The sequence below is a fragment of the Achromobacter sp. 77 genome (assembly GCF_020541125.1).
GTDB lineage: Bacteria > Pseudomonadota > Gammaproteobacteria > Burkholderiales > Burkholderiaceae_B > Achromobacter > Achromobacter mucicolens.
The window spans coordinates 3967087-3981472 of sequence record NZ_CP059848.1 but is presented as its reverse complement, the minus strand read 5'-3'; the positions used below and the strand labels follow the sequence as shown (position 1 = coordinate 3981472).

Annotated in this window: 12 protein-coding genes and 1 tRNA gene; 9 read left to right on the top strand and 4 right to left on the bottom strand. The window is 61.8% G+C overall.

All coding sequences use genetic code 11. The annotated features are described in order from the left end of the window. Window positions 1-12: 12 nt before the first annotated feature. A complete protein-coding gene (locus tag H4P35_RS18355) occupies window positions 13-885 on the bottom strand; it encodes an NAD(P)-dependent oxidoreductase (RefSeq protein WP_226846448.1) in 873 nt (290 codons plus the stop codon). Between the two features lie 189 nt (window positions 886-1074). Here H4P35_RS18355 and H4P35_RS18350 point away from each other — a divergent pair, with 189 nt between their 5' ends. Next, on the top strand, window positions 1075-1503 hold the full coding sequence (locus tag H4P35_RS18350; RefSeq protein ID WP_152385058.1) for a PaaI family thioesterase: 429 nt from the start codon (window positions 1075-1077) through the stop codon (window positions 1501-1503). Between the two features lie 56 nt (window positions 1504-1559). Here H4P35_RS18350 and cls read toward each other — a convergent pair whose 3' ends face one another. After that, on the bottom strand, window positions 1560-3017 hold the full coding sequence (cls, locus tag H4P35_RS18345) for a cardiolipin synthase (RefSeq protein ID WP_142054144.1): 1458 nt from the start codon (window positions 3015-3017) through the stop codon (window positions 1560-1562). Between the two features lie 218 nt (window positions 3018-3235). On the opposite strand from cls, the gene H4P35_RS18340 reads away from it, so the two are divergent. Beyond that, window positions 3236-3311, top strand: a tRNA-His gene (locus tag H4P35_RS18340). A gap of 105 nt (window positions 3312-3416) precedes the next feature. Here the strand turns inward: H4P35_RS18340 and H4P35_RS18335 are convergent. Then, window positions 3417-3668, bottom strand: coding sequence for a hypothetical protein (locus H4P35_RS18335; RefSeq protein WP_226846447.1), 252 nt, complete (start codon window positions 3666-3668; stop codon window positions 3417-3419). A 310-nt stretch (window positions 3669-3978) separates the two neighbouring features. Between H4P35_RS18335 and H4P35_RS18330 the strand changes: the two genes are divergently transcribed. The 3 genes from H4P35_RS18330 to H4P35_RS18320 all read left to right on the top strand — a co-directional run bounded on the left by H4P35_RS18330 (window position 3979) and on the right by H4P35_RS18320 (window position 6843). Beyond that, window positions 3979-5865 (top strand): acyltransferase family protein, encoded by a 1887-nt coding sequence (locus tag H4P35_RS18330; protein ID WP_226846446.1) that lies wholly within the window; start codon window positions 3979-3981, stop codon window positions 5863-5865. Between the two features lie 116 nt (window positions 5866-5981). Then, entirely contained in the window at window positions 5982-6548 is a 567-nt protein-coding gene (locus H4P35_RS18325) for a hypothetical protein (protein ID WP_226846445.1), read from the top strand. Window positions 6549-6600: 52 nt separating this feature from the next. Next, complete coding sequence (locus H4P35_RS18320; protein WP_226846444.1) at window positions 6601-6843, top strand: hypothetical protein; 243 nt, start codon at window positions 6601-6603, stop codon at window positions 6841-6843. Window positions 6844-6865: 22 nt separating this feature from the next. On the opposite strand, the gene H4P35_RS18315 is transcribed toward H4P35_RS18320, so the two are convergent. Continuing rightward, window positions 6866-8335 (bottom strand): mechanosensitive ion channel family protein, encoded by a 1470-nt coding sequence (locus tag H4P35_RS18315; RefSeq protein ID WP_226846443.1) that lies wholly within the window; start codon window positions 8333-8335, stop codon window positions 6866-6868. 497 nt (window positions 8336-8832) lie between these two features. Between H4P35_RS18315 and H4P35_RS18310 the strand changes: the two genes are divergently transcribed. The 4 genes from H4P35_RS18310 (at window position 8833) to H4P35_RS18295 (ending at window position 14380) form a co-directional block, all read left to right on the top strand. Continuing rightward, window positions 8833-9579 (top strand): response regulator transcription factor, encoded by a 747-nt coding sequence (locus H4P35_RS18310; RefSeq protein ID WP_226846442.1) that lies wholly within the window; start codon window positions 8833-8835, stop codon window positions 9577-9579. A 310-nt stretch (window positions 9580-9889) separates the two neighbouring features. Next, entirely contained in the window at window positions 9890-10942 is a 1053-nt protein-coding gene (locus H4P35_RS18305) for an Ig domain-containing protein (RefSeq protein ID WP_056323250.1), read from the top strand. 242 nt (window positions 10943-11184) lie between these two features. Continuing rightward, complete coding sequence (locus H4P35_RS18300; protein WP_226846441.1) at window positions 11185-12705, top strand: ATPase domain-containing protein; 1521 nt, start codon at window positions 11185-11187, stop codon at window positions 12703-12705. Then, window positions 12692-14380 (top strand): ATP-binding protein, encoded by a 1689-nt coding sequence (locus H4P35_RS18295; protein ID WP_226846440.1) that lies wholly within the window; start codon window positions 12692-12694, stop codon window positions 14378-14380. The genes H4P35_RS18300 and H4P35_RS18295 overlap by 14 nt, the downstream gene beginning before the upstream one ends. Window positions 14381-14386 lie beyond the last annotated feature (6 nt).

The following is a 14386-nucleotide window of genomic DNA, read 5'->3' as shown; positions in this document are numbered from 1 at the left end:
CGAGCGGGACGGCTAGCGGTCTTTCAGCAGCGACACCAGTTCGGGCACATAACGCTCGCCGCCGCCTTGCGTGACGGCCTGGTCGAACGTGTGCTGCACGGCGGCGCCGATCTCGCGCACGGCGCCGGTTTCGGCGGCCATGGTGTTGTAGTACGAAAGGTCCTTCTGCGCATTCGACATGAAAAAGCGCAGCGACGACGGATCCTGTTCCAGCAGATACGGCTTGATGCGCTCCAGCGCCACGCCGCCGCCGCCGCCCTTTGCCAGGACCTCGGTGAAGACGGCCGGGTCGATGTCCGAACGCAGCGCGCACGCCGCGGCTTCGGACAGCAGCGCCACCACGCCCAGCGACACATAGTTGTGCAGCAGCTTCATCCGGTGGCCCGCGCCCACCGGCCCGGCATGGGTGATGTTTTCGGCAAAGCAGGCCAGCAGCGGCTTGCATTCCTCGAACAGCGCGGCATCGCCGCCCACCAGCAGGTTCAGCCGGCCTTCGGCGGCTTCCTTGGGCGTGCGCGTCATGGGCGCGTCCAGGAAGCGCCCGCCGCTCTCGGTGACCGCCTGAGCGACCTTCACGGTGGACGAGGGGATGGCGGTCGAGCAGTCGATGATGACGGTGCCCGGACGCAGTCCCTCGAGCACGCCGCCCGGCGACAGCAGCACGGCTTCGACCTGCGGGCTGCCGGTCACGCACAGGATGATCACATCCGACTGCGCGGCAAGCTCGGCGCCGCTGGCCACGCTGACCGCACCCGCAGCCTTGAGCGAGTCCAGGGGCTGATTGCCCGGATGCTCAAGCACGGTCAGAGTGTGACCGTGCTTGACCAGGTTGCTTGCAATACCGTGGCCCATGAGGCCGATTCCAACCATGCCGACTTTTGCCATCTTCCACTGCTCCTGCCATGTAGGGTGATTGTTGTGCCGTAAATCTTACCCGCAGAAGCCGCAAGCGGGGCCAACGGGCACCCGCGTCCGCTGATCTGGCGTCCGCGCGCCGATCACCCCGCTATGCCGGGGCGGGCACGTCTGCAATACTTTCGGGGATCGTCCCTCGGGACTCTTGCAGCGGCAGCCATGACAGACTCCATCCCCGCCGGTTTCACGCCCTGGTATCCCAGCAGCCAGTTCATGCGCCACCTGAACGATCTTGGCCCGTTCTACCGCCGCAAGGCCGACAACGTGCTGGGGCTGCGTGTCACCACGGCGCACGGCAACATGCACGGCATGGCGCACGGGGGATTCCTGGCAACGTTTGCCGACAGCGCGCTGGGGCTTGTCATCTCGGAAGACGCCCACGTCTCCGTCGTCACGGCGCAGATGTCCGTTGAATTCCTGAACGCCGTGAACCCCGGCGACTGGCTTGAGGCGCACGTGCAGATCGACAAGCAGGGCAAGCGCCTGATCTATGCGACTTGCCGCCTGCAGGTGGATGGCCGCGCCATGCTCAAGGCCAGCGCCGTGTTCGCGGTCCGCCACGCCGCCGTGCCCGCCTCGGACGGCTAGCCACGGCGAGCTGTGTGCGTGATCAATGCGGATGATCAACGCGGGGCAGGGGGGCGCTACAGATAGGGTGTGGCCAGCCAGATCACCTTGTTGCGCAGGCGCTTGGCAAAGGGCGCTTGCAGCAGGTCCTCGAGCGTCACGCGGTGCGCGTTGGCGACCAGCGCATCGAAGCGCGCATCGAGCCACCGCGCCACGTCGCGGTCGTAGATCTCGGTGTCCAGCTCGAAATTCAATCGCAGGCTGCGCGGATCCAGATTCGACGAGCCGGCATACGTCCAGGCCCCGTCCACCGTCATCAGCTTTGAGTGGTCGAACGCGCCGCTCGAGCGCCAGACGCGGCAGCCCGTGCGCACCACCTGGTCCAACTGCGCCGTCATCGCGTAATCGACCAGCCGCAGGTTGTTCTTGCCCGGGATCACGATGTCCACAATGATCCCGCGGCGCGCCGCCGTGGCCAGCGCCCCGATCAGCGTCTGGTCCGGCAGGAAGTACGGCGACTGGATCCGCACGTGATGCCGCGCCACGGCCAAGGCGCCCAGCAGCATGTTGTGCGTGCTGCCCAGCGCGCGGTCGGGCCCGGACGGCACGCAGCGGATCGGCACGCGGCCCGACGGCGGCATGAAGTCGGGATCGAACCACGGCTTGGCGGGCAGCGACTCGTGCGTCGTGAAATTCCAGTCATGCGCAAACACCGACATCAGTTGCGTCACGATCGGTCCTTCCACGCGGAAATGCGTATCGTGGTTGGTGGCGTCGCCCGCCAGCGCGCTGACAAACGCCGCCCGCACGTTCATGCCGCCCGTAAAGCCCACCCGGCCGTCCACCACCAGCACCTTGCGGTGGCTGCGAAGATTGGCATAGGGCATGCGCAGCACTCCCATCGGATTGGTCATGAACCGCGCCACCGGCACGCCCGCCCGCGCCAGCATGCGCACGATCGGCGGACGGGAGTACTTGGACCCCACCGCGTCGATCAGCACCCGCACCTGCACGCCCCGCGCCTGCGCCTCGATCAGCGCCTCGGCCACTTCCCGCCCGATCGGATCGTTGTCGAAGATATAGCTCTGCATCGCCACCGTGTGACGGGCCTCGCGAATGGCCTGCAGCATGGCCGGATACGTCTCGTCGCCACCGGCCAGCGGCCGGACCTCGTTGCCGGCCAGCAGCTGAAACCGGCTGACCCGGTCACCCAGCACCTTCAGCGACGCGAACTGCTCGCCCGAGATCGCCACCACATCGACCGGCGCAGTCTCGACCTGCTCGGCATCTTCCAGCATGGCGTCGTCGCGCTGCTGCGACACCCGCGTCTTGCGGATACGGTTGATCCCGGCGACGAAATAGAAGAGCGCCCCAAGGATCGGCGAGAACATCGCCACCCCCACCCAGCCGATGGCCGCCCGCACATCCTGCTTGGTCATCGCGGCATGCACCGCCGCACCCGTGCCCGCCACGATGCTGATGGCAAAGGCAATATGAGGCCAATATTCGATCAAAAATGCGTGTATGCGATCCATGGCGAGGGCTTGAGACGCGGCCTCCATTGGTTAACCAAGCGCAAGGATAGCAAGGCTGCCGCGGGTGGCAAACGTGCTGCTTGGGAGTGATTTCACACGCTTTAAAAAAACGTGCTAGAATTCGGCCTCTTCGTTGTTGAGCTTCCTTCGAAACACGTTTCAGAGAAGTTTGCGGCGAAAGCGCTGTAGAAGTTCAGCAGTGCTTAGCAGTACCAGTGGTGGCTGTAGCTCAGTTGGTAGAGTCCCGGATTGTGATTCCGGTTGTCGTGGGTTCGAGTCCCATCAGCCACCCCAAGAATTCCTTAGAAATCAGCCGCCTAGAGCGGCTTTTTTCTTTTCTGCGTTCTGCAAAATGGTGGCATGAATCAAGAATGGTGACATGCAAAATGGTGGCACGCATTAAGTGCTGCCCTCGATTTCGGCCACCCGGCGCCCGCCATCAACGCGGCGCGTCGTTGCCGGCGTCGCGTGCGTTTCTGGGTTCTCGTCCCTGCCCACCAGCACCGTCGCAAAGTAGGCGTGCAGGCCGTGAAAGGTGAACCGCTCGCGGCCAGGCGTCTTAACCCAATCCCCCCTGATTTTGGAACACAGCGCCCCGACGCTTTGTTCGGTGCATAGCTGCTGGCCGTTCCGGGTATTGAACAGGTACACGGATTCCTGAATGGCCAATTTAACGCCCCGCGTTATTTGGTCTCACTGAGCAAGGTCGGCAAACAGTTGGCGCAGTGCCGCCGTTCATTCGATCGGGCTGCTAGCCGAGCCCGGGATGTTCTCAATGCCTGCACCGAGGAATATGCAATGCTGGCACGAGATATTCTGACCGAGCTAGAGAGACGCCTGAAAGCTCCTGCAGAATCCCGCCCGTAACAGGGCTGGCAGAAAATCGGTGTCTATAATCGCCCGGGGCCGACAGCGGCGGCCGCCCGATTATCACATCAAGCAGATTAGAAGAACATTACGAATGTCAGACGTGCATCTGAAATACCGGCCTGAAATCGACGGACTACGCGCTATTGCAGTGTTGGCGGTCATTCTGTTTCACGCGAAAATTCCCGGGATGGCGGGTGGTTTTGTCGGCGTTGATATTTTCTTCGTCATAAGCGGCTACCTGATCACGACGATCATCGCGCGTGAACTGGATGCCGGGTCGTTTTCGTTCGGCAGCTTTTATGAACGGCGCGCGCGGCGTATTCTTCCCGCGCTCTTGGCCGTCCTGATCGGCACCACCATTGCCGCCTGGTTTTTGCAGGGGCCGTATGCACTGGTTCGTCTTGGACAGGGGCTGGTCGCGGTGACCACTTTCGTCTCCAATATCTTCTTTTGGAACACGACGAACTACTTCACCGCAGGTCTGGATAACCCGCTACTTCACACATGGAGCCTCAGCGTCGAAGAGCAGTTCTATGTGCTATTCCCGCTGCTTATGATCGCCATTTGGCGTTTTGCGCGCAGATCCGTTGTCTGGGTCTTGTTGCTTTGCGCGCTTGCATCGTTGGCGGTGAGCGAGGCGGCGGTACAAACTGGGCGTTCTCTCGCCGCGTTCTATTGGCTTCCGACCCGCGCTTATGAGCTGTTGATCGGCTCCCTCGCCGCCCTGTCCCCCCTGGGGACATTCCTGGCAACCCGTCCGAATATTCGCGGCGTCGTCGGCTGGCTGGGGGCTGCCGGCGTGTTTGGCGCCATCCTGACTTTCGACAGCGCCGTGTTCTTCCCGGGCCTGTCCGCACTGATTCCCGCCGTGGGATCGGCGTTCGTTCTCTTGGGCGCCACGCGGACCAATTCGCTGGGGCGGATTCTGTCGGTGCGGCCGTTGGTGTGGGTAGGGCTAATCTCCTACAGCGCTTATCTGGTCCACCAGCCTCTATTCACGTTCGCGCACATTATCCGGCCCGGCTTCGGGATTCGGGGCAGCTTGATCCTGACCGGACTGGCGCTGGTGTTGGGCTGGATCAGTTGGCGTGTGGTCGAAATGCCATTTCGGGACCGCGCCAAATTCAAGACCCGGCCGGCCATGTGGACCCTAGGACTTGGATCGTTGGCCGTCTTTGGAATCGGCATGGCGCTGTGGGTCTGGCAGGGCGCCATTGTTCGTCACAACGAGGAACAGAAGCGCTGGCAGGAGTACGACAACGTTCAGGCGCAGACGCCCTACGTCATCACTCGCTTCAACGCGCTTGAGAAGGACTTCGACGAAGTCGGCAAGCGCCGCGTGCTGGTGATCGGAGACAGCCAGGCGCAGGATTTCGTGAATATGGCTGCCGAGGCCGGCGCCTGGAAGGCCGACGAGGTCCGGACTATTTACGTGCCTGCGCAATGTCAGATTGTCTGGACGGATGACGATGTGTCGGCGCACATTCCGGCAGCCGAGCGGCACATGTGTGCGAACGCCCGCTCCTTGAAGAAGTCCACGGCTCAGGTTGCGAAGGCTGACGTGATTTTCCTGGTCGCAAACTGGCATCTATGGTCCGCATCCAGACTGCGAGAGACAATTCAACACATGAATTTGCGTTCGGATCAGCGCTTGTTCGTGGTCGGCACGAAGGAGTTTGCGCCACCGGACATTCGCAACATGATGAGAATGACGGCGAAGCAGCGGGCCGAGGTGCGGTCTTTCCCCAACGCCGACCAACTGGAAGTCGGCCGAACGCTGCAAGAGGGCGTTGCGGGCTTTGGGACATACGTGGACTTCTTCAACGCGGTATGCGCAGATAATGGCTGCCCTGCTGTCACCCCGGACGATGAGCTGATTTCTTACGATCGCATCCATCTGACAGAAGGCGGTGCGCGCTATCTTGGCCCGATCCTTTTCAGAAACAACACACTGCGTGAATTTGCCAGAGCCGAATGAGTCGTGCGTGGCGGCCGCGTACCCTGATTGCCGTGCATTCCACCGGAACGGTATTTCAGTTCGGCCGCCCGCTGCCGTTATCTGAATATGACGATGCCTTGTCGGAGCGCAAGTAGATGAACCACATGGAAAAGTTGACCGGCGCCGATTGGGCGCTGTTTGGGCTGGCGCTTCTGTTGCTGGCCCCTCCGGTGGTGGTGATCATGTTTCTGAACGACGGCGACGCTGCTTCGTTTTTCACTTCCTCGGACGGAAGGGCGTACTTTCTTTCCTATTGCTCGTTCTGGCTTGCCGCCATGGCTGGGTTGACTGCGGGCCGTGGCGTTGTCCGGCATCAGCGGGGAACACCCAAAGCAGAGCTGGCCATCGCGTCGATCCAGGATTACATCGAAAGCGGCATGTTGCTGGTCAGTTCCGCCTGCGCGCTGGCGCTGACGGCGCACGACGATCTGCTGCCGCATCGCACCTTTTTGAATCTGTTGATTGCGTATCCCCTCGTTTATGCCGGCTACCTGTTGGTCCTGAAGGTTTGGGAGAAAGGGCGGTTGAAGGGGAAAAAGGCGGTTTCGTTGCCATCGGCGGGACTTCGGAATGCCCGGCGCGCCTTTTTGGTAGTTGCCTCGGTTGCGGCTGTCGTGATCTGGATCATGGACCGGTCTGCCGTCCTGACCCTGGTAGGGTAAATACAAGCTCAAAACAACAGCCAGACGATCACCGTGCCCCGCGGTGGCGTCCATGATTCAAAGCCAGGGTATCGGCGATCTTTACCGCATCTACACGACAGCGCACCGTGATGGCGTCCAGTTCAACCTTGCGTTCATTCCCTCGAGCTTTCGGGCGCCGCATCGAGAGGAGTTCGACACGGAATACATGCGATCGCTCTACGACACCGCCTATGACATGGCGTTGAAGGGCTTCCCGTGGACCCATTCGCCGCCGGGCTTCGCTTTGCCGACCGTTGATTCACCCGGCAAATAGATCGCGGGCGGCGTCGCGCGTGTCAGGGCTTGGGTCTTACGTCCGGAGACGCAGGCGCGGAGTACCAATGTTCCGGCGGGACGACCTTGGGCTGTTCGGGGTCTCCCTCGTAGGCAGGCGTCATGATTTGCACCTGGTATTCGTTGAAGACATCAATGATGTGGCGGTGCAGTTCGGCGTAGCGTTTGCCGATCATCTCTGTGTCGCGCACATAAACGTTCAGTTCGTATGAAACCGAAAAATCTCCCAGTTTGGTCAGGAGAATGAAGGGGCTCGGATCTGAAAGCACACCGGCGGTGCGCGCGGCGGCGGTGAGCATCATCGCCTCGACCTGCCGCCACGGCACCTCGTAGCCAATCCCGACCGTGGTGCGAAGAATCAAACCTTTGGTGCCGGCAAGGGAACTGTAATTCGTGACGTCGCTGTTCAGAATCTGGGAGTTCGGTATGGTCACCTCTTCGTTTTTATTCGTACGCAAATGCGTCACCTGAAGGCGGACGGCCACAACTTCGCCGACGACATCGCCCACTTTCACCCGATCCCCAACCTTGAAAACCCGCCGGTAGGTCATCAGGTAGCCCGCGATAAGGTTGGATATTGCCGTTGAAGAGCCTAACGACAGCACGAGCCCGATGAAGATCGAGATGCCCTTGAAGGCTGCGGTTTCGGAGCCCGGAATGTAGGGGTATGCAACGACAATCGCAAACGCCAGGATCAGCACCCGGAGCAGCTTGTAGGTCGGCATGGCCCAATCCGGTTCGAACTGCGTGAAGACGACGCGCTTTTGTTCCACGGCGGCGAAGAATTTCCGGGCCCGGGCTAGCGTAAAGCGGGTCAGGAAATAGATGAGGGTCAGGATCAGGACGTCGGGAATGATCTCGGCGGTGGACTTCCCAAGTCTGCGGGCAGCACGGGTCGACAGGTCGAGCAGGTCGTTCGAGACGGAACGGGTCCAGGGAAAGAGCGCAAGCACATATTGCAGGTATACGTAGATCGACACGACGATGGTCATGATCCCGACCGCCAGGATTACGCCATGCAACGCTTTCCAGATCGTGTCCGACCGCACGACCTCGAACGACTGGATGTCCACGTCGTGAACGCGACGCTTCAGAACCCTGGAGACGGCCTTGTCCAGCCAGCGGTTGAGCAGAAGCAAGACCGCAATGCCGGCCGCCAGCAGGATGGTGGCCCCGGCAGCATGAAGCGCCGCCTTGATCAGGTAGTCCGTGCTGCGGGTCAGCCGGTATTCAAGGATGGCCTGGCGAATGCGCGCCAGGTGCAAGGCCGCGAGGTTTTCGCGCGTGGTTTGCTCGAGCTGGGCGTCCGCATCCGTGACGACCATCAATGCCGTCTTGCCTGCCAGGATGACCGCGCCGGTTTCGAGGGTGTCCACTTTCAGCCCGGCGCTCGCGAAGGCGGCATCGCCGGCCGCTTCCTCGATTCTTCGCCCAATGGATTGCGCCCGTTTCTCGGCCGGAAACGATGACAACCCACGAACCGTGAACAGAACAGAACCTGGCCGTCGATCTCGACGGGGGCTGTCTCCAGCGTCAATTCAAGGGCAGGGGCCGTGGAACGCGCCTCGTCGCCAGCGGCCCCGAACGCGAGCAGGGGCGCCAACAACACGGCGGCCAGGATGAACGACTTGAGTCTGCGGGCCATTTGTGTCTCCCACGCTCACCGCATCGTTGAGTCGCGCTTCACCGGCGAGCGTGGGCGCGAGGCTCGTTTCGCACGATTTATCCGGCATGACGACCATCCGGACAGAATTGCGGATTAGGCCAGCGTCGATGTTGACTTCCATCATGAAAACGCCGGCAGCAGTGAATGCCGTGGCCACGCGAGGCGCCTGCGAGACGGACGGTCCAAAGAATCGAAGATTTCTGATGGGAATGCTTGTGGACGCGTTCCTATACTTCGTCACTTGCGCGCAGTGCTGCCCAGATTGCCGGGATGCGCGATTTTGCGTTCTTGCCATAACAGACGATGCCGTATTCCGAACAGTCGCTGCACTGGGGGCAGTATCACCCTCGGTTTATCCATGACGCGTTCCATGCGCCGCGCGGGGTGGCGGTGCGGGCGGCCCACGCGGACCCATTTCCCATCGGCGCCAAGGCCTACATCGTCGACGAGGACGAGTCATCGGAATGGGCCGTTCGACGGATTCTGGCCAATTTTTCCATCGACGTCATACAGAGCCGGACAGTGCGTGATTTCCTGTCCATTTATTCCGAGGGCGAGTGCGACTGCCTGATCATGGACTTTGGAAAATTGACCGCAGATAGGGCTGTCGATCGCGATTTGGCTCAGGCAAACGCCGCCCTGCCGATGATCTTCATCAAGTCCGAGCCTGAATTCGGCGACGCCGTCGAGGCCATGCGGCGTGGTGCGGTGGACTTCTTTGCCAAGCCGCTCAATTCCAGCCGTCTATCCCATGCCATTCACTTTGCGCTGCGCCTGAGCCGCCGCGCGCATTTGAATCGCGTGCGGGCGGAACAGGAAGAAGCGCGAAAGGCGCTGCTGACGCAACGTGAGCTTGTGATCGTCCAAGGTGTGATTGCGGGGCATTCCAGCAAGGAAATCGCGGAACATCTGCATATCTCCGTGCGAACCGTCGACAACCACAAGGCGCGTGTTTATTCCAAGCTGAATATCAATTCTTCGCTTGCGTTGGCCCGGCTGTTCATCGGTCTGATAAAGCCCGGCACTGACTGGCGCTCGAGCGAGGGGTAATCCGATTATGTGCTGGCAAAAGGGTAGTTTTACTCTCCATTCCAGCCTCTTGTTCTTGAAATAATGTCTCGCCCAGTCTTCCGATACGTCAGTGCTGATCGTGGCCTGCAGCCTTGCGCGGTTCTGCGATGCAAATGCAAAGAGACATGGCGGAGCGTCAAGTTTGTCTGAGGCGCACGCGGTTATTGGGTCTCGCAGGCCGAGCGTTTTTACGCTCGGCCTGTTGAGTGATATTTAACGCGCAGAGCGCATCGTTGATTGAGTCACAAGGACTGTTATGAATAAAAAAATAATCTCCCGATTCGCGTGCTTGGGAGTCGCTGTTGGACTGATCGCAGTCAAGCCAGGCCAAGCCATCGCTGCCGAAGACTTCAAACCGCCCGTGGGCAAAATCTCGCAACGCGCCGCGCCCGTCAAGGGCACGCCTGCCGCCTCCCCGACGTCCACGGGCGGTCAGGAAATTGCCCGGTCCCGCGGCACGGCCATTGCTCCCGACAAGGGGCTGTCCATCACGTCGGGCGCAACGCTTAATTCCCAGTTGATCCGTGTGCGTACCTCCGGCGGAACCGGCACCTTGAACTTCCGGTTGCTCGACACCAGCGGCAAGCCCGCCGAACTGCCCGCCGGCCTGGTGTTCGGATCCGACGGCTCGCTCTCGGGCGCCGCACCCTCCGTCGCCAGCCCCAAGACGCTGACCTATCTGATCCAAGTCGAAGATAGCGGTGGCGGCAAGGCCAGCCGGGCGGTGCAACTGACTATCAACCCGCCTTTGAATGTCGAAGGCGGTTCCATTCAAGCGACGGCGGGCGGCCGGATCAAGAGCCCCGTCAAGTTCATCAACGTCAGCGGCGGCACCGGGAACTACGCCGTGTCCTATTCAAACGCTGATGGCAGCGCCATGCGTATCCCGTCCGGCTTGGTGCTCGACGGCAGCGGCCGCGTCAGTGGCGCGGTGCCCAAGTCTCTGGAAAAAATGGCCGGCCTGACCGCCACCATCAGCGACGAAGGCGGCGCCCGCGTTTCGATTCCGGTCGACTTCAACCTGGCGCCCGCGCTCGAAATCTCGACCAACCCGATCGAACTTACGGCCGGCGCCACGATGCCGACGGCATTGCCGGTGGTGAACGCCACGGGCGGTAGCGGCGCGGTGCGCTACGCGCTCTTCGACAAGGACGGCACGACGCCTGCCCGACTTCCCGAAGGCCTGAAGTTTGACGAGGCCACCGGCACGCTGCGCGGTCTGGTGCCGCCCACGCCGCAAGAGGGCCGTTACGTGGTGCTGGCCCAAGACGCCGGTGGCGGCGAGGCAAGTGCCCGCTTCGAATGGAAGATCAATCCCCAGCTTCAGATTTCGTTCGAGTAAATCGAAGTATTAAGTAAAAATAAAAAACCCGCCTTCCACATTCTGGAAGGCGGGTTTTTATTTTTTGGGGACATATTGGGCCCTCGTCCGGCGGCGCTGCGCCCTGGGTTTTCCTTTTATTGCACAGCCGCTTGTGGCCCGGCGCAGCGATTCAGTACGTAACATCTCTTTCCGTCTAAGCGGCTGATCCCATTTGACGATGGCGATATGCTTGGTGCTTCACTCGTATTCACGGGAAAGCCATGAGCGCATCGATTGAAGAACAGACTGCGGCTTTCAAGCCTGACCCCCGCATTTCGACCGGTAATCCCGGGATCGACGATATTCTGGGCGGCGGTTTGGATCCCAACAGGATGTATCTCTGCGAAGGGCGGCCAGGGACTGGCAAGACCACCATGGGCATGCAGTTTCTGCTGGAGGGTGTCCGCCAGGGCGAGGGCGCGCTGTATGTCGCGCTGTCGGAAAGTCCGGCTGAGCTCGACCTCGTCGCGCATCGTCATGGATGGTCGTTGGATGGCGTCGAGATCCTGGAAATCGTGTCGGAAGACGTGCTGGACCCCGAGCGGGAGCTCACGGTCTTGCACCCCGCCGAGATGGAGCTGACCGAAACCACGCGGCTCATTCTGGACAAGGTGGAATCGCTGAATCCGTCGCGGGTCGTCGTTGACAGCCTCTCTGAACTTCGACTGCTGGCGCAGGGGTCGCTGCGCTATCGCCGCCAGATCCTGGCATTGAAGCACTTTTTCGCGAATCGCCAATGCACCGTGATTCTGTTGGACGACCAGGCGGCCAAAGACGACGACCTGCAGTTGCACTCCATCTCGCACGGCGTCATCGCCATTGAGCAGGTGGCCGTCGATTTCGGTGCCCAGCGGCGGCGGCTGCGCATTCTCAAAATGCGCGGCGTGGACTTTCGGGGCGGTTATCACGACTTCACGATCAAGCGGGGCGGGCTGGAGGTCTATCCGCGGCTCGTCGCGGCCGAGCATCACAAGGAGTTTCATCCGACGCCCACCCCCAGCGGCAACGCGGAGCTGGACAGCCTGTTGGGCGGTGGCCTGGACCGTGGCACCAACGCGCTGCTGATTGGCGCGGCCGGCGTGGGCAAGTCCTCGTTGGCGGCCACCTACGCGGCATCCGCAACGCAGCGAGGCGAGCGTGCGGCAATTTTTGCGTTTGACGAATCGCGGTCCACATTTTTTGCGCGTGCCCGCGCGCTGGGGATGGAACTGGATACCGCGCTGGATGCCGGGTTGCTGAACTTCAAGCAAATCGATCCCGCCGAAATGTCCCCGGGCGAATTCACGGCGTTGGTGCGGCGCGCTGTCGAGCAGGGCGAGGCGCGCATCGTGATTTTCGACAGCCTGAACGGGTATATGAACGCCATGCCCGACGGACGGTTTCTGATTCTGCAGATGCACGAACTGCTCAGCTACCTTGGCCAGCAAGGGGTGACGACCGTGATGGTGCTTGCCGAGCATGGTCTGGTGGGCCCGATGGAAACGCCGCTGGACATCAGCTATCTCAGCGATACGGTGATCATGTTGCGCTACTTCGAATACGGCGGACGCGTGCGTCGTGCAATTTCGGTCGTCAAGAAACGCAGCGGCGCGCATGAACACGTGATGCGCGAATTCACCATGTCGTCGGCAGGTCTGACCCTGGGGCCGCCCTTGACCGCCTTCCATGGACTGTTTTCGGGCACCCCGCAGTACACGGGTGAAGACCTGCGACTATTGAGCGTACCCGATGCTTCGTCCTGAGGATGCCGAAGCGCGTGTTCTGGTATATGCCCCGATCGGTCGCGATGGCTCGGCGGGCGCTCGGCTGCTGCAGCGCGCCGGCTTCTCCACTTACGTGTGCAAGGATGCGGAAGACCTGCTGATGCAGGCGGAAACCGGCGCCCTGACGGCTTGCATCACCGAGGAAGGGCTGTTCGGCAAGAATCTGGACTTGGTGAGCGAATGGCTGAAGGCGCAGCCGGCCTGGTCCGGACTGCCGTTTGTCGTGCTGACCGGCAAGTCGCAGAGCGGACCCGTCGTGCGGTGGCGCAAGAAGATGACGGAACTGCTGGGCAACGTGTCGCTGCTGGAGCGGCCGACCCAAAGCCTTGCCCTGACGACAATGGTGCAGACGGCGGCGCGCGCAAGGATGCGCCAGTATGAGATCCGTTCTCTGTTGTTGGCCGAAAAGCAGGCGGCCCAGGCGCTCGAGTCCATGGTGGCAAGCCGGACCCGGGAGCTGGAAATGGCCAATGCCGCACTTCAGCAACAGATGCTCGAGCGCAGCCGGATTGAAGAGTCGCTGCGCCAGGCCCAGAAGCTTGAGGCGCTGGGACAACTGACGGGTGGCGTGGCCCACGATTTCAATAACCTGCTGATGGTCATTTCGGGGGGACTGCAAATGCTGCAGCGTCCCATCGACGATGCGCGGCGCACACGCCTGTATGCGTCGATGCGGCAGGCGGTGGACCGGGGCGCCTCGTTGTCGCGGCAGTTGCTGACGTTTGCCCGCCGCCAGGCCTTGCGTCCGCAGGTCGTGGACTTGAACACGGTCGTTCGCGACATGCTCGACATGCTGGAGCGCAGCCTGCGCGGCGACATCGTCGTTTCGCTGGCGTTGGCCGATGGCCTGTGGCCGGTGGAGGTCGATCCCGGCGAGCTGGAACTCGTCATCCTGAACCTGGCGGTCAATGCCCGCGATGCGATGCCCAACGGTGGCGTGATCGAGATCCGGACCGAAAACGTGGCCGCGCCGGGGCAGGGCGAGTTGACGGTCGACCACGTCGCGTTGCGCGTGACGGATACCGGCACGGGCATGATTGACGAGGTGGCGGCGCGCGTGTTCGAGCCATTCTTCACCACCAAGGATGTTGGCAAGGGATCGGGCCTGGGGCTGCCGCAAGCGTATGGGTTTGCCAAGCAGTCGGGCGGCGCCATCGAGCTTTCCACACAGCCGGACATGGGCACCACCGTCTCGGTGTGTCTGCCCCGGTCGGCAAAACAGGCCGCCACGCGCGGCCGCCCGGCCGATGTGCGTGCGGTTCGGGAACGCGCCTCGACGTTGAATGTCTTGCTGGTGGAAGATGACGCCGAAGTCGCCGCGCTGACCGCCAGCATGCTGCAAGAGCTGGGTTATGCGGTCACGCCCGCTTCCAGTGCCGCCGAGGCGTTGGAAGTGCTGAACGGCCATGAGCGCGTGGATGTCATGTTGACGGATGCCATGATGCCGGGCGGCAAGAGCGGCATCCAATTGGCTCGCGAAGTGCGTATCCGGAACCCGGGGCTTCCAGTGGCGCTGATGACCGGGTTCATGGGCGAGGAAGTGAAAAAGGCCGGACAGGACGGCATCCCGCTTCTGCCCAAGCCTTACCGGCTCGAGCAACTGGCGGGCCTGTTGATCCGTTTGACTGGCGGGCGCGCCTCGGGGCGGACGTAGTCGTCC